This window comes from Spirosoma sordidisoli, assembly GCF_004138325.1.
Lineage (GTDB): Bacteria > Bacteroidota > Bacteroidia > Cytophagales > Spirosomataceae > Spirosoma > Spirosoma sordidisoli.
On sequence record NZ_SBLB01000004.1, the window covers coordinates 24,552 to 46,249 of the forward strand.

Consider the following 21,698-nt stretch of genomic DNA (forward strand, 5'->3'; position numbering starts at 1 on the left):
CATGCTCACCAAAGACCCCAGCGTTGACCGCACGGCCGGCCTGCCCGCCGAACAGACGTATTACATCATCGATTTCGACAGCACCTTCACCAAGGTAGAGGCTCTGGACGTACTGGGCGAGATATCGCTCATTGGCCGTCCCGACCGCGATGATGTGCTGGCCCAGATCCAGGCCATTACCGACCGGGGGATGTCCGGCGAAATTTCTTTCACCGAATCGCTCGAGCTGCGCCTGAAGCTTCTTCACGCCCACCGCGATCATCTGCCGGCCCTGGTCGAAACGCTCATGGGCAAGATTTCGGATTCGTTTCAGCGCAACGCCCCTTTCCTGACCGAACATGCCGAGCATATTTATATCGTCTCGAACGGATTCCGGGAGTTCATTGTCCCCATCGTAACGTCGCTTGGCGTACGAGCCGAACATGTTTTTGCCAATACCTTCGTGTTCGGCGAAACCGGCGAGATTATCGGTTTCGATCCGGAAAACCCGCTGTCGGCCAACGGCGGCAAATCGCAGGTGATCCGGCAGCTCAACCTCGACGGCGAAGTGTACGTCATCGGCGACGGCTATACCGATTATGAGATCAAGGCATCGGGGCTGGCCAACCGGTTCTACGCTTTCACGGAGAATGTTATGCGGCCGCGCGTTGTGGAGAAAGCCGACCACATTGCCCCGTCGCTCGACGAATTTCTGTACCACAATCACCTCAGCCGGAGCCAGTCGTACCCCAAGAGCCGGATCAAGGTTCTGCTGCTGGAAAACGTTCACCCGGTGGCGGTTCAACTGTTCGAGGAAGAAGGTTTCAACGTCGAGATTCACAAAGGCGCGCTGGACGAAGATGAACTGATCGAGGCCATCCGCGATGTGTCGATCCTGGGTATCCGTTCCAAGACCATGGTTACACGCCGGGTTCTGGAGCACGCCAACAAGCTGATGACCGTTGGCGCGTTCTGCATCGGTACCAACCAGATCGATCTCGATGCCTGCACCGAAAAAGGCATTGCCGTCTTCAACGCACCCTATAGCAACACCCGCTCGGTAGTAGAGCTGGCCATCGGCGAAATCATTATGCTGATCCGGGGTATCGTGCCCAAGAGCAACGCCATGCACCAGGGCGTCTGGGACAAGTCGGCCAAGAACAGTTTTGAAGTACGGGGTAAAAAACTCGGACTGGTTGGCTACGGCAACATTGGTACGCAGCTATCGGTCGTGGCCGAAGCGCTGGGTATGGAAGTGTATTTCTACGATGCCGTTGACAAGCTGGCGCTGGGTAATGCCCGCAAATGCAAATCGCTGGACGAGCTGCTGGCCATTGCCGACATCATCAGCCTGCATACCGACGGCCGCAAGGAAAACAAGAACCTGATCAGCTACCGGGAGTTTGCGCTGATGAAAACCGGGGTTATTTTCCTGAACCTGTCGCGCGGCCACATCGTCGATATTCCGGCCCTGGTCGATGCCATCGAGCGCGGCAAAGTGGTTGGCGCAGGCCTCGACGTATTTCCGCAGGAACCTAAAACCAACAACGAAGAGTTCGTCAACGCTCTGCGCGGTCTGCCCAACGTAATCCTGTCGCCCCACGTTGGCGGCAGCACGGAAGAAGCTCAGGCCAATATTGGCAGCTTTGTACCGGGCAAACTGCTCGAATACATCAACAACGGCAGCACCTACGGCAGCGTCAACTTTCCCGAACTGCAGCTGCCGCTGCTGAAGGGCGCTCACCGGCTGCTGCATATTCACGCGAACGTACCGGGTATTCTGGCCAAAATGAACACCATTTTTGCCAAGTACCACATCAACATTCACGGCCAGTATCTGAAGACCAACGAGCAGATCGGCTATGTGATTACCGACGTAGCCAAAGAGTATGCCGACGACGTGGTACAGGAATTGAAAGGGATCGACAACACCATCAAGTTCAGACTTTTATATTAGTTAATGAGTGATTGAGTGGATTAGTGATTGGGCAAACTGGTTCGGATAAACTACTTTTTTTGACTCGCTCATTCACTCAATCACTAATTCACTCAATCTCTGCTCTCATGAAAAACACCTACTTTACCCCCGGCCCGGCCGAGTTATATCCTTCGTTTTATACGCATCTGCAAACCGCCCTCGACGAGCAGATTGGGTCTATCTCGCACCGAAGCCGCCGATTTCAGGATATCTACCGACATACCGACGAGCAGCTGCGGCTGTTGCTGAATATTCCGGCCACCCACCGGATTTTCTTTACCGGTTCGGCGTCGGAAGTATGGGAACGGATACTACTTAACTGCGTGGAGCACGAAAGCTTTCACGCCGTCAACGGCTCTTTCTCGCGCAAGTTTTACGACTACGCCCAGAGCCTCCACAAGTTTGCGCACCTGTTCGAAAAGCCGTTTGGTCAGGGGTTCGACGCTGCCGACATCGACGTACCCGAATACGCCGAAGTGGTTTGCCTGACCCATAACGAAACCTCGTCGGGGGTGCAGATGAAACCGGCCGACATGCACAAGCTAAAGCGGAAATACCCGAAAAAGCTGTTCTGCGTCGATATGGTCTCGTCAGCCCCGTATCCCGACCTGGACTTTGGCCTGATCGATTCGGCCTTTTTCTCGGTGCAGAAAGCTTTTGGTATGCCCGCCGGTCTGGGCGTCTGGATCGCCAGCGAAGCCTGCCTCGAAAAAGCCGAGCGGCTTCAGCAATATGATTCGCTGACCATTGGGGCGCATCATACGCTGCCTACCCTCTGGAAAAACGCCCAGACATTCGAGACCCCCGCCACCCCCAACGTACTGTTCATCTATATTCTGGGGAAACTGGCGGAAGACTTCAACCAGATCGGCATCGCCAACATTCGGCGGCAGACCGAAGAGAAGGCCAAAGCTATTTATAAATTTCTTGAAGGTTCCGAAGCGTTCGAGCCTTTCGTCAAAGAAGAGCGTCACCGCTCGCAGACCGTGATTGTGGCCAACACCCGGCGGTCGTCGGCCGATGTGATTGCCTCGGCCCGGATGGCCAACATGGTGGTAGGCAGCGGCTACGGTAAATTAAAAGACTCACAAATCCGCATTGCCAACTTCCCGGCTACGTCGGCTGAGCAGGTAGAGCAGTTACTGAGGCAGTTAGCCCGGTAACACGCTATAGCAAACCTTATCGTAGGTTGGCGGTTAATTAGTCGATGTCTCTTTCGGCATGATTAAGCACTCAACGACGATGAAAAATTTACTTCAAACAACAACCCTGCTAGTTGGTCTGTCAGTAGCGGCTTATGCACAGAACAACGCCGACTCGACGGGTCGGAACCGGCCTCTGATCAACGACGAGACCAAACAGGAGGCCCGGCAGAAAGCGGCCGAGGTAGAAGAAAAGGTAAGCGAAGAGGTTGATCGTTCTATATCGTATCAGCAGCGAAATCAGCTCAGTTGGTTTCAGCCGGGTAATGCCTTCGTGGGTGGAGGGCTGGCCTTCGGTGTTGCCAACGAGCAGGTTTATCTATCCATCAATACCCGTGCGGGCTATTTCTTTCAGCCTGGCTTTGCGGCTGGTCTTCGGTACGATAATGAGCGGCTGGTTGGTAATCAATACCGGGCCCGCCAGTTCGGTCTGTTTACCCGCTATTATCCATTCCGCACCCGCATCAGCAGCTTTATCGGCGCCAGCCTGAACAGCGGCCGGGAGTTTTCAGAAACGATTGGTGCCAATGAAAAATCGCGCTACACCAGCGTCGGTCTGGAGATCGGCGCTATGGCCTGGATCCTCCGCCGACTGGGGGCCGAAATTTCGTACGAAGGCAACTTCTACAACCGGATCGACCCTACCGCCAGCCAGGGACGGGGCGGTCGGCTTAAGGTTGGCGTCAACTATTATCTTGGCCAGTTCGGCGGCCGCGGCCAGCGCAATCGGTAGAAATCAATTTTTACAACAAGACCCCGGCATAAATACCGGGGTTATTTATTCATCTGATATCGGTCCAGATTTCGGTTGTTTAGATTGATGAGTAGCCCCGGTACATAGACCGGGGCTACTCATTTGCTGGCCAACGGTCCAGATCTCAACTTGTTATATTTATGAATAGCTCCGGTATTCATACCGGAGAATTCATTTGCCTATAAAAACGCCCCGGCATGAATGCCGGGGCTTGTCATTTATCATATATCGATCCAGATCCCAATTGGTTGGATTCATGAATAGCCCCGACATTTATGCCGGCGTCACTAAATCCAATAGGCGCCGGTATTCATATCGGGATTCTATCAAATACAGGAATTTATTTGATCAGACCGCTCAGGTTTTTCCGATACGACCGGCCAATCGGCACAACGTCTTTATCAACAAGCAGGGTCGATGCAGCCACTGATTTGAGATAATCTATATTAACAGCGTAGCTATTATGTACCCGTATGAAGCGGGAGTCCAACCCACCGAGCATTTTACTGAGTGACCGCTTGATGGTATGTCGTCCGTGTATAGTCTTAATAAAGGTGTAGTTTCTTTCTGAATACAGATACATGATATCCTGAAAATCTACCCGCACTTGTTTGTTTTGTGCTCCTCGGATAAACAGATGCGTTTTCTCCGTCGATGGGAGTTGCGGCAGGCTTGTCAATACAGTGTCTATCGTTGATTGAAGTGTGATCGGATGAAACGGTTTGACGAGATGAGCGCCAACTCCAATAGACCGGGTCTTTTCATAAAACGATCCGTCGATGGAACTGGTAATCATGATAAACTGACTGCCCCGTTCGGCAAACTCCTGCAACAACATTAGCCCTTTCGGCAACTTGTCGAAAAACAGATCGCAGATAATGAGCTGGGGCTGATGGTGCCTGATCACCTCCTTTGCCAGGTCGGTAGAGTGTACAAGAAAAGGGGACGAGAATCCCATAGCTTCTACGGTTTGCCTGAGCCAGATACCCTCAACGATATCATCTTCAACCAACAGAATGGAAGCCGATCTGGACGCTTTCATATAGAAAAAGAATTAACACCCCTACGTATTGATTCTCAGAAAGGAACAGTAAATCGTAACGCCGATCACTCCCGGTTGGCGAAATAACCATCGATACGGCCTGGCACCTGCTCATACGTACTCTTTTGCAGGAAATTACAGTCAATCGGAAGCATACGCTATAAGACACCTGTCTTGATATTTTGTCACTTATCCTTCAGCAACTTTATTGAAAGCCTGTTTTCAGCAATCGGTTTTACTGCCGCTCTACTCCCGAAAAAAAGCTGGTAGCTTCGAGAAAGAGACTGAAAGTACTGCGGGAAGGCTTAGGGAGAAAGCATAGTTTATAGGGATTAAAGCCTCCAATAGCTTATTGTCGATAAACAAATATCATAGAGTGCGCGTGCCTGCCCGAATGAAACGGAGAGCTTTCTCTATACCGCTTACGTATATACGTGATACAGCGCTTCTGTAAAAAAAGTAAACCTATTCATTGACCTGATTCGTCAGGTACGGGAGCTTCCAGCCCTTCGGTTTTGGCAAATCCTTTGCAAATCGACTTGCCTACTCCATTCATTGACCAGATTCTACGGTCTTGTCTTATCTCGACCTACGATTGTCCACCATTTTTTGCTGTTCATCACCACATTCCTGCAAACTGCAGCGAGTGCCTTCATTTTTGCTTGCATTAGTGGCAGTCAGTCTGCCGCGGGACTTCCATCCGTGATGCACAAATCTTTTTGGCTACATGAAGCTATTGTCTACGCATTCGGCACCGCCGGTTTCTTATTCCAAGCCCCAACCAGCCACCTGGCGATATCCAGCTAATTCATCCCATAGGGCTATAGAAAGTCCCCCAGGGCAACCAGGTCGCCTACCCCGACTGCATGCGGATACTCGGCCTTCATTACGCTATACCCCCCGATTCAACATCTCAATAACTATGCGAAATTTTACCAGATTCATTGTTCTGTTCTGGCGGTGGCTTTCGCCGGGCTTCAGCATAATAAACGTAGGGCAATCCCTAAACCGGGTGCTACTATCAATGCTCGGCTGGCTGCTGATGCTGGTAGGCTGTAGAAACAGCCAGCATAATCTGGCTACCCAACGACTGAAAAACACTGGCCATAGTCTGAGTTTTTTCAGACTGCATAGGGTCAGCTGGCGGCTTTCACTGCCTTTATTTATTGCGTTCTGTGCGCTGCTCATACCGGAGCAACTACAGGCCCAACTTCATACAACGACGTCAAACGCACCGCTGCTGGCTCGAAATCAAACCGGGCTGAAGCCACTGGCCAACCAGCCGAGCGACGCAACCCGGCAGCGGGTCGGTAAAACGATGACCCGCGAACGCGCCCTGCTTAAATTTGAACAAAACCAGGGGCAGGTAGCCAACTCATCGGTGCGCTACCGGGCAAACGATGCGCAGGCCACTTACTTCTTCACGCCGACTGAAATTCGGTCGGTGGTGCGGAGTGCCAGGACCAAAGACAGTACGCAGGCTGGCTACGCAATTCAGTTTGTGAACCCCAATCCGGAGGTGGCCTTACTGCCCGCCGGGCGCGTGGGTGGCAAGCATGGTACGGTAAACTACATCACCAGCGAGGGTGCCTTTTCTGATGTGACCTACTTCCAGAAACTCAACTACGAAAACATCTGGACGGGTATTCGGGCCGATTTCTACGAAGGAGACAACGGTACCCTAAAATACGACTTTGTGGTGCAGCCCGGTGCTGACCCCGCTCAGATCCGCTTCCGCATGGCGGGCGTGACCGACCTGCACGTGACCGACAAGGGCGAACTCGCCTTTACGACACCGTTTGGTACGCTCCAGAAAGGAAAGCCGTACACCTACCAGACGATTAATGGTAAGCGTGTCGAGGTGGCGGCTGCCTATGTAGTGAAAGACGGTGAGGTAAGCTTCCAGTTGGAAGCATATGACCCGGCCGTAGCGCTGGTGATCGACCCCATCGCCCTGAAGTGGAGCTCGTTTCTGGGTGGAACCAACTTGGACATTTCCCTTAGTATTTACGTACACCCGACCACCGGCCGTATCTACGTCTCAGGCTATACGGGATCGACTAACTTCCCCAATACCCTGGGTAGGGTATATGGCGGAGGGCAGGATGCCTATGTTACCTGCATCGAGAAAGACGGAACGAGTATAGTATGGAGTACCTACCTGGGCGGTAGCGGTATTGATAAGGGCTTTGCTGTTTCGGCCGATGCCGCAGGGGATGTGTATCTGGCCGGGGTAACGAACTCCCCCAACTTCCCGACCAACGGCAGCACCGCTGCCTACGACGCTACCCACAACGGAGGGTTCGATCTGTTTGTACTTCGGTTGAACAGCACCGGCACTACACTCAAGTATAGTACATATCTGGGCAGCTCTGGTGCTGATGGCGATCAGAGTAACTCGGCGAATACTCTGGTACTGAACAACGGAACGGTGTACTATGCTTCTTACGGAAGTACCGGGTTTCCGCTTACGGCTGGTAGCACCTCGGGGAGTAGCGTAATTTTTGGTATAAACACCAATGTGGCCGGGGCTGCTGGCCTGGCAATGTCTGTGCCTTCGAATGGTTATGGATTTACTGATATAGCCGGTGATAAAGATGGCAATCTCTGGGCGGTTGGTATAACAGAATCAACCCAGAATCCGCTTATTTCTTCGAATGCGGTTCAACCCACCGTACCGACAACCAATAATGACTATCGTTACGTGGCTAAGTACTCGCCATCCGGTACATTTTTATACGGCTCTTACATAAATCCAATCATTAGTACAGCATCTACATTTGGTCCATTTGCAACCGAAATTGCAACCGATGCGCAGGGCAACGTATATGTAACAAGTTCGGTATATTATGAAATCAATAACAACACAGGGCTGTTGCAGAAGGTGTCGAATACCGACGCGTTCAACGAAATAACACCCATCTCGTCTTCGCTTCGGCTGGGTGACTTCTACGGGACGTACATCGTTAAGATACCGTATGACCTTAGCCCCAAATACAACTTCGTCACCCTGATGCCGGGGGCGATGCCGGTCGATAACTTTGAGGACCCTGAAATAGCCATTGACAAAAAGGGGAATATTCACTTTGTTACCTGGGGGGGTAATTTTTATTTGAATCAGTATCACCCTGTAACGCCGGGCGCAATTTTGCCAATTACCAGCAGTGAGCGTCATCCCGAATATTATGTCCTTTCGCCTTCGGGTGCCAGCGTACTGTATGGTACGGCCTTATCCAAAGATATTTCAACGAACGGTATTGCTCTGTTTGTCAACGACAAATGTGAAGCCTATATAACCATAGAGGCTTCAAGTCAAAATAAAACCCCCATCACGCCCACCTATCGGGACCAGGCTACAAATAGCCAGAAATCGGTTTTTCAGCCTACCTACGGGGGGGGGACTGATGTCGCCCTGCTGGTATTTCATGAGCCAGTACCCAACAATAACACCATCCCGAATTTTGCGGCTGGCAACAATACCTTCTGCATAGGCGGGGCCATCTGGCAGAACCCCAATGATGGGCCTATTCTGGGCGCTACGCCCACCTACCAGAGCGGTAGTGGCTCATCGGCTACAGACAACCTGCCCAATATCCTCATCGATGGTGCCTTATCTGCACACCCAACGCCAAAGTCGCCCGCGTTTAGCTACCAGTGGCAGAAGCGCATCAACGGCGGTGCCTGGACAAACGTCGGCAACGGTACGTATGATGTGTATAAGCCCTCACCGGAGCCAGCCGCCGGTACGGTAGATTACCGCCGTCTGATTATCGGCTTCTGCTGCGATACGCTCAGCATTTCCAATCTGGCCACAGCAACCATTACCGGTACGTTCAACCTCAGCATCAATGCCCCTACCAAGCCGGTTTACTATTGCCCCGGCACGACCACCAACATGGGCATTACACTGTCGGGAGCATCGGGTAATGTATCGTGGCAGTGGTACGATGGCTACGCACCCGTGAGCAGCACCACCATCAGTCCGGCCAGCGGTTCGGGCGTTGCGGCTTCGAGTTTTGCGGCTTCCATCGGGTCGGGCGTAACAGGCAGCGGATTTTACCGGCTGGTTGTTATTGATGCCGGAGGCTGCCGGCGCGAAACCTTCGTGGCCATTGCGCCAAAAGTTGCCAGCGCCGGTACCGCTGCATCGGTAGCGCTCTGCCCCGGCACATCGACCACCGCAGTACTTGGGCCACCGGCGGTAAATCCGGACTTTGATTACAGCTGGACAGGCCCCGGTGGATTTACTTCCAGTTTGGCTAATCCGGTAGTGACCACAGCCGGTGTTTATACCCTTCAGGTGAAGGTGAAAACCGATGCGGCCTTCTGCGCACCCGGTACCACAGTAACGGTAACGGCGGCTACTCCGCATAGTACCGCCTTAACGACCTTGTCCAGCCTGACCGTTTGCCAGGACGACGCCCCCGTCAGTATCGGAATGACCGGTACGGCTCCATCGGGCTATGCATTCCAGTGGGTACCGGCAACGAGCCTGGACAATGCCCAGGCCTTTAATCCTACCTTCGACCCAGGGGTAATCAGTGGCGGCTTCCCGATCGGTACGACAACCTATACCTTTACGGCTCTGCGTTTGAGCGATGGCTGTATTTACGAAACAACGAAGACTGTAACCGATGTAGCGCTTGGCTTTGCATCGGCCGGTAACGACCTCATTGGCGATGGTTGTACAACCGGCACACGTGATGCCGTGGGTGCCCCCGAAACCACCGGACAATATTTTCAGTGGACGGCTATTGGCACAGATTTCAGTGCGGGCCTGTCGTCACTGAAAGCCAATGCGGCCTTTGGTATGGATGCGCTCGGACAACAGGTTGGTACCAACAAGTTCCTGAACGCCAAATTCCCGCTTTGCTCGGCAAACGGCAGCACGGGCTACTACATCGATTATGAATTACGGGCTTCTTATCTGCCCTTCCCGAATACCTGTTATACGGTCGATACGGTACGGGTGTACATACCCTGCTGTGGTCAGGGACCTGCCTGCCCCATTCCGACGGCTTCGCTGAAAGGAACGAACGGAGCCTGTAGCACACCAACCACTCTTATGAGTGTGTCGCCCCTCCAGGGTGCTACCTATACCTGGCGTACATACAGCGTAAATGGCACCATCCAGCCCGCCAATACGGCTCCCCGAGGACTTTTTGTCAGCAACAACGGCGTAAAAGGAGCCGCTATTTCGGCCAGCGGTCCTCACCCCACCTCGGTCATTGTCGATTTCGACGATGCCACCTGGGGATGGTCGGGCAACAACGTGGTGGTGTATGAAGTAACGCAAACCATCGATTTAGGCAATGGCCCGGTATCGTGTTTTGCCCGGCTTCAGGTATTCTCCGGCCGCAACGCCTTACCCGTTATCGGCGTTAAAGATGTCAGTATCTGTAGCATTGCTTCTCCGGGGGTTCGGTTTGGTACCGCAGGGAACGCGGGACCCTATACGCTTTCCGGCCTGGATTATACGCAGGCACCCAACTCGGCCTTCAACTGGACCTGGACGGGGCTGAATGGCTCCACACCGGCCAGCATGACCAACACGACCTCGCCGTTCCCAACGGTGAATCCGGCCGGTACTACCGCTTATATCGTGCAGGTGCAGGACCCCGCCACCGGCTGTATTGCAAAAGATACGCTGAACGTGAAAGTAAATGTGCTGACTGCCAATGCCGGAAGCGTTCAGAACAATATTTGCCCCGGTTCGCTGGTGCAACTTGGCTCACCGGCCTCCAATACGGCTATTACCTACTCGTGGAATCCGACGGCCGGGTTGAACTTCCCCGTTGGAACGCCCAACAGTACGGTAGCCCAGCCCTATCTGGCCGTACCGAACGTACCGACGCCACCGGCTACACTGAGCTATACCCTGACGATAACGGACGTAGAGTCTGGCTGTCAGGCTGTTCATTCGGTGAATGTGAATACCACCACGACGGCCCCTGCTGCCCTGGCCAGCGCCAGCTATAGTGCCTGTGCCGGCTCGTCGTTTGCTATAGGACCCTTTTTTGATTCCGATGCGGGGTCTACCTACCTGTGGACCGTTCAGAGTGGTACGGCCGATGTGTCCTGGTTGAGCTCCACCACGGCCCTGCGGCCAACGGTGACCCTGCCTGCCAACTTTGCCGGGCCGGTGGTGTTCCTGCTGACCAAAACAAAAGGGACCTGCGGCTCCGTAACCGCTACGTTTACCATCAATGATAGCAACCCAGCCATTAATCTGGGTGGTCCGCTGACGGCCAACTGTACCTCACCGTATCTTCAGATTGGCGAGACAGCCTTAACTGGCTATAGCTATACATGGACGCCCAGCACAGGACTCTTTACCAATAGCGGCCTGACTACCGCCTATAGCGGAGGTAATACAGCCCGGCCCTGGGTTGGCCTGATCACGGCTCCGACAACCTACACGGTATCGCGCCGGAACAGCGCATCGGGCTGTATTCAAACAGCTTCGGTGACGGTCAATCCGCCGGCAGGCCTTGCGCTCAATGCCGGTGCCGATAAAAGCTGGTGTCCGGGCAGCCCGGCCGTTCAGCTAGGGTCGTCCGGCTCAGGAACAATTACCTGGACGGCACTAGCCTATTCAGCCAGCACGACAACCCCTTCATCGCCAACGGCCATTGCCTCGCCCATGACGTCGGCGCAGATGCTGGGCTACCTCAGCACCACCAGCGGAGCCGTGGCCTCGTTCAATCAATCCTCGGCAGTACCCGGTACGTACGTCTACCGGCTGACGGCTACCAATGGTAGCTGCTCCATTACCGATGATGTAGTGGTGAAGGTGCCTAATTTCCAGACGAACCTAACAGGTTTGCCACAGACGATTTGTAAAGGAAGTTCCGTTCAGCTTGGGGTTACCAATGCGCCAACGACGTATAATTATTCGTGGGCAGCGGTAAATCCAACAACGCTCAGTAATACCATTACGAACGCATCGTCATCGCGACCTATCGTTAGCCCGGCGGTAACAACTACCTATCAGCTGGTCTATACGGAGACCGCCACCGGATGCCAGGCCGACGAGCAGGTAACGGTGGTTGTGAACCCTGGTCCGAGTCTTTCGGATGTCAGCACGGCCACGGTCTGCGCCCCTGTCACGGCGGTAAACCTCACGGCACTGATTCCGAACTACTCTACCTTCACGGGGCAGCAGTGGTATCGCGACCAGTATCCGGGCGGGGTAGCGGTATCGACCCCGACGGCCGTCACGCCGGCTTCGACGACTGATTATTTTGTGGTACTGGCCGACAACCTTGGTTGCCAGGACACCGTGCAGGTAACGGTGAATGTGGGTAATCCGCAAACCCCCGTTATTGCCGCTTCGGCCTCGGTCGACTGCGTAACGAAGACGTTTGACCTGGCTACGGCGCAGGGTAACCCTTCGCAGACGGGTTATACGCTGGAGTGGTACACCACGCCCAACCGGGCTTCCGGCACGCAGGTGACCAACCTGGTCGTGGGTGTAGGCACCTATTACTTATTTGAAAAAGCACCGTCTCCCGCCGATTGTTATTCAGGCAGCGCCGTTATTGCGGTAACGAATACGTGTCCGTGCGTAACGCCCACCAGTGTATCGGCTACGGCCGCGCCCAACCTTGTAACTGCCAATGCAACCATTACACTAGGTGTCTCGGCCAGCAACACTACCCCTGGCAGTACGACCTATACCTGGAGCGGTTCAGGCATCAGTAGCCCCACCGCCACTACGGTCGCCAGCCGTACAGTAAGCGCACCAGCTACGGCGGGTACGTATACCTATACGGTGGTTGTCAGCAATGGATCGGGCTGTACAGCCACGGCCACGGCGAGTGTGACAGTGCAGGCCACTGCCAGCCTGGGCAACTTTGTCTTCGAGGATGTCAACGCCAACGGTATTCAGGAACCCACCGACAAGCCCATCCCCGGCGTGACCGTCAGCCTGCTCTCCTCGGGTACGCTGGTGGCCTCCACCACCACCAACGCCAGTGGACTCTACAGCTTCACCGGCCTGACCCCAGGGGTGCCCTACAGCGTCAGCTTCACCGCCCCGGCCGGCTTCACGGCCACCAGCCAGAACACGGGCAGCGATGACGCCCTCGACTCGGATGGTGCACCCGCCACCGGCCTGACGGGGGTCTACAACCTGACGGCCAACGAAAACAACCTCACCGTCGACATGGGCTACTACCGCCCGGCCTCGCTGGGCGACAAGGTCTTTGTCGATGTCAACAAAGACGGCCAGCAGGACAGTGGCGAGCCCGGCCTGCCAAACGTGACGGTCACCCTGCTCAGCAACGGCACCCTGGTGGCCTCCACCACCACTGATGCCAGCGGCCTCTACAGCTTCACCGGCCTGACCCCAGGGGTGCCCTACTCGGTGAGCTTCACCAGCCCGACGGGCTACACGGCCACCACGCCCAACGCGGGCAACGACGCGACCGACTCCGATCCGGTCAACGGCCTCACCGCACCAGTGAGTCTGACCTCGGGGGAGACCAACACGACTCTGGATGCAGGCTTCTACGTGCTGACGGCCAGCCTGGGCAACTTTGTCTTCGAGGATGTCAACGCCAACGGCCTGCAGGAACCCGCCGACAAGCCCATCCCCGGCGTGACCGTCAGCCTGCTCAACAGCGGTACGCTGGTGGCCTCCACCACCACCAACGCCAGCGGCCTCTACAGCTTCACCGGCCTGACACCGGGCCTGCCCTACAGCGTCAGCTTCACCGCCCCGGCCGGCTTCACGGCCACCAGCCAGAACACGGGCAGTGATGACGCCCTCGACTCGGATGGTGCACCCGCCACCGGCCTGACGGGGGTCTACAACCTGACGGCTAACGAGAACAACACCACCGTCGACATGGGCTACTACAAGCCCGCGTCGCTGGGCGACAAGGTCTTTGTCGATGTCAACAAAGACGGTCAACAGGACAGTGGCGAGCCCGGCCTGCCAAACGTGACGGTCACCCTGCTCAGCAACGGCACTCTGGTGGCCTCCACCACCACCGATGCCAGCGGCCTCTACAGCTTCACGGGTCTGACCCCGGGCCTGCCCTACTCGGTGAGCTTCACCAGCCCGACGGGCTACACGGCCACCACGCCTAACGCGGGTAACGACGCGACCGACAGCGATCCGGTCAACGGCCTCACCGCACCGGTGAGTCTGACCTCGGGCGAAAACAATCCCACCCTGGATGCAGGCTTCTACGTGGTACCGGCCATGAGTGTGACGCTCACCAGCGCGCCGGTGTGTAACTCGGCCACCAACAACTACACGGCCACCGCCACGGTTAGCCTGACGGGTGCCAGTGCCGGTACGCTGACCATCACCGACAACGGTGTCAGCATCGGCACGGTGAGCGTGACGGCGGGGCAGGCCACGGCCACGGTGAGTGTGACGGGTCTCAGCGACGCGGCCAGCCACACGCTGGTGGCCAGCCTCAACGGCCTCTCGGCCAGCACGGTCTACACCGCGCCAGCCGCCTGCACGGTCTGCTCGCTGACGGCGGTGGCTAATGCCGTTTGCACCAGCACCGGTGCTACCATTACTCCAACCGTTACGGGCGGAACAAGCCCATTCAGCTACAGCTACGCCGGACCAACAATGGGTGTCGCGGTCGTTACTAAAGACGCTACTCATCCCTATTTCGGCGTAGGATCGACGATGGGGTTGGCCATTGACGGTATTCAGGGTAAAGAACTGACCTTGGTACGGGGTGTTACCTATACCTTTACCGTTAATACTCCAGGCCATCCGTTCGTCTTTACGACTAGTCCGGTGGGGGGCTTTGCCAATACCAGCCAGAATATCACTGTGGGTGTAACATCTGGTTCACTGACCTTTACACCAACGGCCGCTACCCCCGACTTGATTTATTATAACTGCGATGTACACGACAACATGGGCTGGAAGGTCAACGTGGTTGACGCCCAGGCCAACGGTGTGCTAACACAGGCTATGAACGGGATATACTCGCTGACGGTGACCGATGCTACAGGCTGTTCAACTACCGCAACAACAACGGTGAGCTGCCCCTGCGGCCTGACGGCTACAGCAACGCCTACAGTTTGTAACTCGGCAACTAACCAATATTCGGTATCGGGCAGCATCAGCCTGAGTAACCCTTCCGGTAACGTCGTGATTGTTTCCGACGGTAGCAAGACAGTAAGCCTGCCGGTATCAGCTACGACGACTAGTATTGCTTATTCACTGACGGGCTTGGTATCGGATGGCACCAGCCACACGGTCACGGTGAGTCTGGCCGGTTGTGGCACGACCAGTGCTATTTATTCGGCCCCGGCTTCGTGTACAGTGGGCCTGAGTGTGGTAGTCGGCACGCCGGTTTGTAACAGCCTGACCAACAACTACACTGCTACAGGTACCGTCTCACTGACCAACGCCAGTGCCGGTACGCTGACCATCACCGACAACGGCACTAGCCTGACCACCATCACCGTCTCGGCGGGTCAGACCACAGCCAGCTTCTCGGTATCGGGCATCAGCAACGCCAGCAGCCACACAGTAGTAGCTACGCTGAATAATGGCCTGGCTGCCAGCACGGTCTACACCGCGCCAGCTGCCTGCACGGTCTGCTCGACCAGCCTGACCACCACGGCCCTGGCCAACGGGCAGGTCGGCACCGCCTACAGCCAGACCCTGACGGCCGCGGGCGGCACCGCCCCCTACAGCTTTACAGCAGTGGGTAACCTGCCAGCGGGCCTGACGCTCAACCCCACCACGGGCGAGATCAGCGGCACGCCCACCAGTGCTACGACCAGCAGCTTCACCATCACCGTGAGTGATGCCAAGTCCTGCTCGGACAGCCAGCCCCTGACCATCACCGTGGGCAACGCACCGGTCTGCTCCCTGACGGCCACGGCCACCCCCGGCAGCTGCAACACGGCCACCAACACCTACACCGTAACGGGTAGCGTATCGGCCACCAACACGGCGGTCAACAACGCCACCACTCAATCGCTGACCATCACCGATGGAACGGCACAGACGGTGGTAACGCTGACCGGTGACGGGCCGGTGAGCTATACGCTGGCCGGGCTCAACTCAGACGGAGCCGTTCACACGGTGACAGTTCTCTCCTCGGCCACCGCCTGCGGCATGGCCAGTGTGACCTACACCGCACCGGCTTCGTGTACAGTGGCACCCAAAGCCAGTCTGGGCGACTATGTCTTTGAGGATGTCAACGCCAATGGTCTGCAGGAACCCACCGACAAGCCCATCCCCGGCGTGACCGTCAGCCTGCTCTCCTCGGGTACGCTGGTGGCCTCCACCACCACCAACGCCAGTGGACTCTACAGCTTCACCGGCCTGACCCCAGGGGTGCCCTACAGCGTTAGCTTCACCGCCCCGGCCGGCTTCACGGCCACCAGCCAGAACACGGGCAGTGATGACGCCCTCGACTCGGATGGTGCACCCGCCACCGGCCTGACGGGGGTCTACAACCTGACGGCTAACGAGAACAACACCACCGTCGACATGGGCTACTACAAGCCCGCGTCGCTGGGCGACAAGGTCTTTGTCGATGTCAACAAAGACGGCCAGCAGGACAGTGGCGAGCCCGGCCTGCCAAACGTGACGGTCACCCTGCTCAGCAACGGCACTCTGGTGGCCTCCACCACCACCGATGCCAGCGGCCTCTACAGCTTCACGGGTCTGACCCCGGGCCTGCCCTACAGCGTCAGCTTCACCAGCCCGACGGGCTACACGGCCACCACGCCTAACGCGGGTAACGACGCGACCGACTCCGATCCGGTGGGCGGCATTACTCAGGTAGTGAGCCTGACTTCGGGGGAGACCAACCCCACCCTGGACGCGGGCTTCTACGTGCTGACGGCCAGCCTGGGCGACTATGTCTTCGAGGATGTCAACGCCAACGGTATTCAGGAACCCACCGACAAGCCCATCCCCGGCGTGACCGTCAGCCTGCTCTCCTCGGGTACGCTGGTGGCCTCCACCACCACCAACGCCAGTGGGCTCTACAGCTTCACCGGCCTGACCCCAGGGGTGCCCTACAGCGTCAGCTTCACCGCCCCGGCCGGCTTCACGGCCACCAGCCAGAACACGGGCAGTGATGACGCCCTCGACTCGGATGGGGCACCCGCCACCGGCCTGACGGGGGTCTACAACCTGACGGCTAACGAGAACAACACCACCGTCGACATGGGCTACTACAAGCCCGCGTCGCTGGGCGACAAGGTCTTTGTCGATGTCAACAAAGACGGTCAACAGGACAGTGGCGAGCCCGGCCTGCCAAACGTGACGGTCACCCTGCTCAGCAACGGCACTCTGGTGGCCTCCACCACCACCGATGCCAGCGGCCTCTACAGCTTCACGGGTCTGACCCCGGGCCTGCCCTACTCGGTGAGCTTCACCAGCCCGACGGGCTACACGGCCACCACACCCAACTCGGGTAACGACGCGACCGACTCCGATCCGGTGGGCGGCATTACTCAGGTAGTGAGCCTGACTTCGGGGGAGACCAACCCCACCCTGGACGCGGGCTTCTACGTGGTACCGGCCATGAGCATCACCCTGACGAGTGGTCCGGTGTGTAACTCAGCCACCAACAACTACACGGCCACCGCCATAGTTAGCCTGACGGGCGCCACGGCGGGTACGCTGACCATCACCGACAACGGTGTCAGCATCGGCACGGTGAGTGTGACGGCGGGGCAGGCCACGGCCACGGTGAGTGTGACGGGTCTCAGCGACGCGGCCAGCCACACGCTGGTGGCCAGCCTCAACGGCCTCTCGGCCAGCACGGTCTACACCGCGCCAGCCGCCTGCACGGTCTGCTCGACCAGCCTGACCACCACGGCCCTGGCCAACGGGCAGGTCGGCACCACCTACAGCCAGACCCTGACGGCCGCGGGCGGCTCCGCCCCCTACAGCTTTACAGCAGTGGGTAGCCTGCCAGCGGGCCTGACGCTCAACCCCACCACGGGTGAGATCAGCGGCACACCCACCAGTGCTACGACCAGCAGCTTCACCATCACCGTGAGTGATGCCAAGTCCTGCTCGGACAGCCAGCCCCTGACCATCACCGTGGGCAACGCACCGGTCTGCTCCCTGACGGCCACGGCCACCCCCGGCAGCTGCAACACGACCACCAACACCTACACCGTAACGGGTAGCGTATCGGCCACCAACACGGCGGTCAACAACGCCACCACCCAATCGCTGACCATCACCGATGGAACGGCACAGACGATAGTAACGCTGACCGGTGACGGGCCGGTGAGCTATACGCTGGCCGGGCTCAACTCAGACGGGGCGGTGCACACCGTCATGGTCATGAGCAGTGCGACGGCCTGTAGCATGGCCAGTGTGACCTACACCGCACCGGCTTCGTGTACAGTGGCACCCAAAGCCAGTCTGGGCGACTATGTCTTCGAGGATGTCAACGCCAATGGTCTGCAGGACCCCGCCGACAAGCCCATCCCCGGCGTGACCGTCAGCCTGCTCTCCTCGGGTACGCTGGTGGCCTCCACCACCACCAACGCCAGTGGGCTCTACAGCTTCACCGGCCTGACCCCGGGGGTGCCCTACAGCGTCAGCTTCACCGCCCCGGCCGGCTTCACGGCCACCAGCCAGAACACGGGCAGTGATGACGCCCTCGACTCGGATGGGGCACCCGCCACCGGCCTGACGGGGGTCTACAACCTGACGGCTAACGAGAACAACACCACCGTCGACATGGGCTACTACAAGCCCGCGTCGCTGGGCGACAAGGTCTTTGTCGATGTCAACAAAGACGGCCAGCAGGACAGTGGCGAGCCCGGCCTGCCAAACGTGACGGTCACCCTGCTCAGCAACGGCACCCTGGTGGCCTCCACCACCACCGATGCCAGCGGCCTCTACAGCTTCACGGGTCTGACCCCAGGGGTGCCCTACTCGGTGAGCTTCACCAGCCCGACGGGCTACACGGCCACCACGCCTAACGCGGGCAACGACGCGACCGATAGCGATCCAGTGGGCGGCATTACTCAGGTAGTGAGCCTGACTTCGGGGGAGACCAACCCGACTCTGGACGCAGGCTTCTACGTGGTACCGGCCATGAGCATCACCCTGACGAGTGGTCCGGTGTGTAACTCGGCCACCAACAACTACACGGCCACCGCTACGGTCAGCCTGACGGGTGCCAGTGCCGGTACGCTGACCATCACCGACAACGGTGTCAGCATCGGCACGGTGAGCGTGACGGCGGGGCAGGCCACGGCCACGGTGAGTGTGACGGGTCTCAGCGACGCGGCCAGCCACACGCTGGTGGCCAGCCTCAACGGCCTCTCGGCCAGCACGGTTTACACCGCGCCGGTCGCCTGCACGGTCTGCTCGCTGAGCCTGACCGTATCCCCGGGACTCTGCCAGACCGCGACCAACACCTATACCCTCAACGGTAGCCTGCGCATCCTCAACAACACCAGCGGAGGTACGATCACTGTCTCCGACGGCCTGCGCAGCACTACCCTGACGGCCACCAGCGCCACCACCAGCCTGCCCTTCAGCCTGACGGGACTGCCCTCCGATGGGACAACCCATAACCTGGTGGCTACCCTCAGCGGCTGCGCCAGTGCCAGTGCCACCTACACCGCCCCAGGCTCCTGCTCCCAGCCTGCGGGTACGCGGTTAGTGGTCGACAAGTATGTCAGCGCCAGCCGGGCCAAACTAGGCGATGTGCTGACCTACACCCTGGTGCTGAGCAACGTAGGACCAACCACCGCCACCAACGTGGTGGTCAAGGACTCCACTACAACAGGCCTGAGCTACGTCGCTGGATCGGCCTCCGTGCCGACGGGTACGAGCTTCACCCCGGGTGTTCCGGTCAGCTACTGGTCAGTAGCCGCCATCAGCGCCGGACAGAGCCTGAGCCTCACGCTACAGGCCCGCGTCGACAGCAGTGGCATCCTCTACAACCAGACCTCCATACCTGGTGACACCGCTACGGTCTGTACCAGCGTACCGGTGAAGGTGTGTGTGGGTGAAGTTTACACCTTCCGGCTGACGGTAGCCCCGGGCCGGGCCAGCTACCAGTGGTACAAAGATGGCCTGGTCATGGCGGGGGCCACCACCAACGTCCTGGATGTGAGCAGCCCCGGCAGCTACAGCCTGGCCGTCGATAACACCGCTGGCCAGTGTCCTGACTTCAGCTGCTGCCCCTTCATCGTGGAAGAGGATACGCTGCCCACCTTCCAGGCCGTGGCTCTGCCCGCCACCTGTGTGGGCGCCACGGCCCAGGCCAACGGCCAGATCGTGCTGAGGGGCTTCCAGCCGGCTTATACCTACCAGTACTCGGCGGGGGCGAGCTTCAACCCGGCCGCGTCGCTGTCGGGGGCGGCTAAGGGGATTCCGGCCAGCGGGGTGATCGTCAACACCCTGGCCAATCCGGTTTCGTCGGCCTCGTACACGGTGCGGGTCTACAACGGGTCGGGTTGTTATCAGGACGTGACGGTGCAGCTAAGCAGTACAGCTTGTACTTGTCCACCGGATGTGTGCACCCCGTTTGTGATCAAACAAACCAAGCGAGGGGCCCGTATTGGAGATAAGTAAGCGAATCGAGAATCTGATTCATCTGATAAAAAACCCGTGGCTAATTCGTAGTTACGGGTTTTTTATTTTGTACCGGAAGCCATCTAAGCATTCTTTGTATCAGGAGATCCTGCGCCTGGTTCAATTTATTTCTATATTCATTTTAAGAGTAGAGGCCTGGTTCATAACAGTCTTTAGAGAACATAGAGACTAGGCTGGACCGGCTTGATAAAATAATAGTTTGGCGCACTTTTTGCGAATTTTCATCTAAGGAAAGCCACAAATAAATCTTCTGGTTGCCTTTCATCACCCCCGCGGATTACCCCCCAATATTAGCCGTTTGTCCCCGACAATATCTTTCCTGCAGAAATAAGCAAAGCATTTGTATCTGTTGATGTGCCGTTTGTTGTCTTCGCCTGTCTTATGTGCTGGTTAAGGATATCGAACCAGATCAGCTACAGATTATGCTAGTACTGTTTACCCGCGCTACCCCGCTACACAGTAGTTCATCAAATTTCACCTTCTGCTTTAGACAGTGGCGGTACGGTTATTATCCGTTTTTTATTCTGTTGACATGGCAGTTGGTATTAGTATGTATTCGCTGGCTCAGTAACGCCTTCTCCACCTCCCGGGATCAACGGACTGATCTGTCGCCAGATTGTATTCCTGAAGATATTGAAAGGTACTTCTGCCTTTTGTAAGCCACCCATCAAGTCATCTTGTGTGGTATAGGCAGGCCGCCTGTATTCTCAGCGCAGTCTGATTAGCCATAGCGACCAGCTAGTGCTGACCGATTTGCTTGTCTTCCTAATTCTTTTCGAGTCTGAATCACCCAAAAGGAAATACTTTTTCTGGCCTGACCTATCTCTGACGAACGGGTGTCCAGCCTGGGAGATTTTGCTTTTCAGATCGACTTTTAGCCTTTGAGTCTGGAAGCTTTCTGAAACCAAACGGTTTACCCTCGTCAATTGAATGAACTGCCTATCAGAAAACGAATAGTAGTCAGAGAAGGCGTTTGCTTACCCCAACTATACGAACCCCTACATGATGAGAACGGAAAATTTTACCGACGAACTTCTTTTAAAATTAAGTCTGTCAACCTATAAACGGATCCCATCTCCCAAGCCATCCTTAACAGCAAAAAGCGGAGCACTAATTTGTTTTTCGCTGTTACTGAGCAGTTTGATAAGTTCAGGACAGACATGCGC

At 56.9% G+C, this 21,698-nt stretch carries 5 protein-coding genes; 4 read left to right on the forward strand and 1 reads right to left on the reverse strand.

Going from position 1 to position 21,698, the window contains the following annotated elements; translation table 11 throughout:
- Position 1 precedes the first annotated feature (1 nt).
- From serA to EQG79_RS15110, 3 genes are all read left to right on the forward strand, one after another.
- Positions 2 to 1,936, forward strand: coding sequence for a phosphoglycerate dehydrogenase (serA, locus tag EQG79_RS15100; RefSeq protein ID WP_077921646.1), 1,935 nt, complete (start codon positions 2 to 4; stop codon positions 1,934 to 1,936).
- A gap of 107 nt (positions 1,937 to 2,043) precedes the next feature.
- A complete protein-coding gene (locus EQG79_RS15105) occupies positions 2,044 to 3,120 on the forward strand; it encodes an aminotransferase class V-fold PLP-dependent enzyme (protein WP_077921647.1) in 1,077 nt (358 codons plus the stop codon).
- Positions 3,121 to 3,199: 79 nt separating this feature from the next.
- Positions 3,200 to 3,892 carry a hypothetical protein gene (locus tag EQG79_RS15110; RefSeq protein ID WP_077921648.1) on the forward strand — a complete coding sequence of 231 codons (693 nt, stop codon included), beginning with the start codon at positions 3,200 to 3,202 and terminating at the stop codon, positions 3,890 to 3,892.
- 361 nt (positions 3,893 to 4,253) lie between these two features.
- Here EQG79_RS15110 and EQG79_RS15115 read toward each other — a convergent pair whose 3' ends face one another.
- Positions 4,254 to 4,955, reverse strand: coding sequence for a LytR/AlgR family response regulator transcription factor (locus tag EQG79_RS15115; RefSeq protein ID WP_077921649.1), 702 nt, complete (start codon positions 4,953 to 4,955; stop codon positions 4,254 to 4,256).
- 1,024 nt (positions 4,956 to 5,979) lie between these two features.
- On the opposite strand from EQG79_RS15115, the gene EQG79_RS15120 reads away from it, so the two are divergent.
- Positions 5,980 to 20,511 (forward strand): SdrD B-like domain-containing protein, encoded by a 14,532-nt coding sequence (locus tag EQG79_RS15120; RefSeq protein ID WP_165358907.1) that lies wholly within the window; start codon positions 5,980 to 5,982, stop codon positions 20,509 to 20,511.
- The last annotated feature ends 1,187 nt before the right edge of the window (positions 20,512 to 21,698 follow it).

Coding starts and splice junctions, on each gene's coding strand:
- serA (WP_077921646.1), top strand. CDS start 2: ATGCTCACCAAAGACCCCAGCGTTGACCGCACGGCCGGCCTGCCCGCC.
- EQG79_RS15105 (WP_077921647.1), top strand. CDS start 2,044: ATGAAAAACACCTACTTTACCCCCGGCCCGGCCGAGTTATATCCTTCG.
- EQG79_RS15110 (WP_077921648.1), top strand. CDS start 3,200: ATGAAAAATTTACTTCAAACAACAACCCTGCTAGTTGGTCTGTCAGTA.
- EQG79_RS15115 (WP_077921649.1), bottom strand. CDS start 4,955: ATGAAAGCGTCCAGATCGGCTTCCATTCTGTTGGTTGAAGATGATATC.
- EQG79_RS15120 (WP_165358907.1), top strand. CDS start 5,980: ATGCTCGGCTGGCTGCTGATGCTGGTAGGCTGTAGAAACAGCCAGCAT.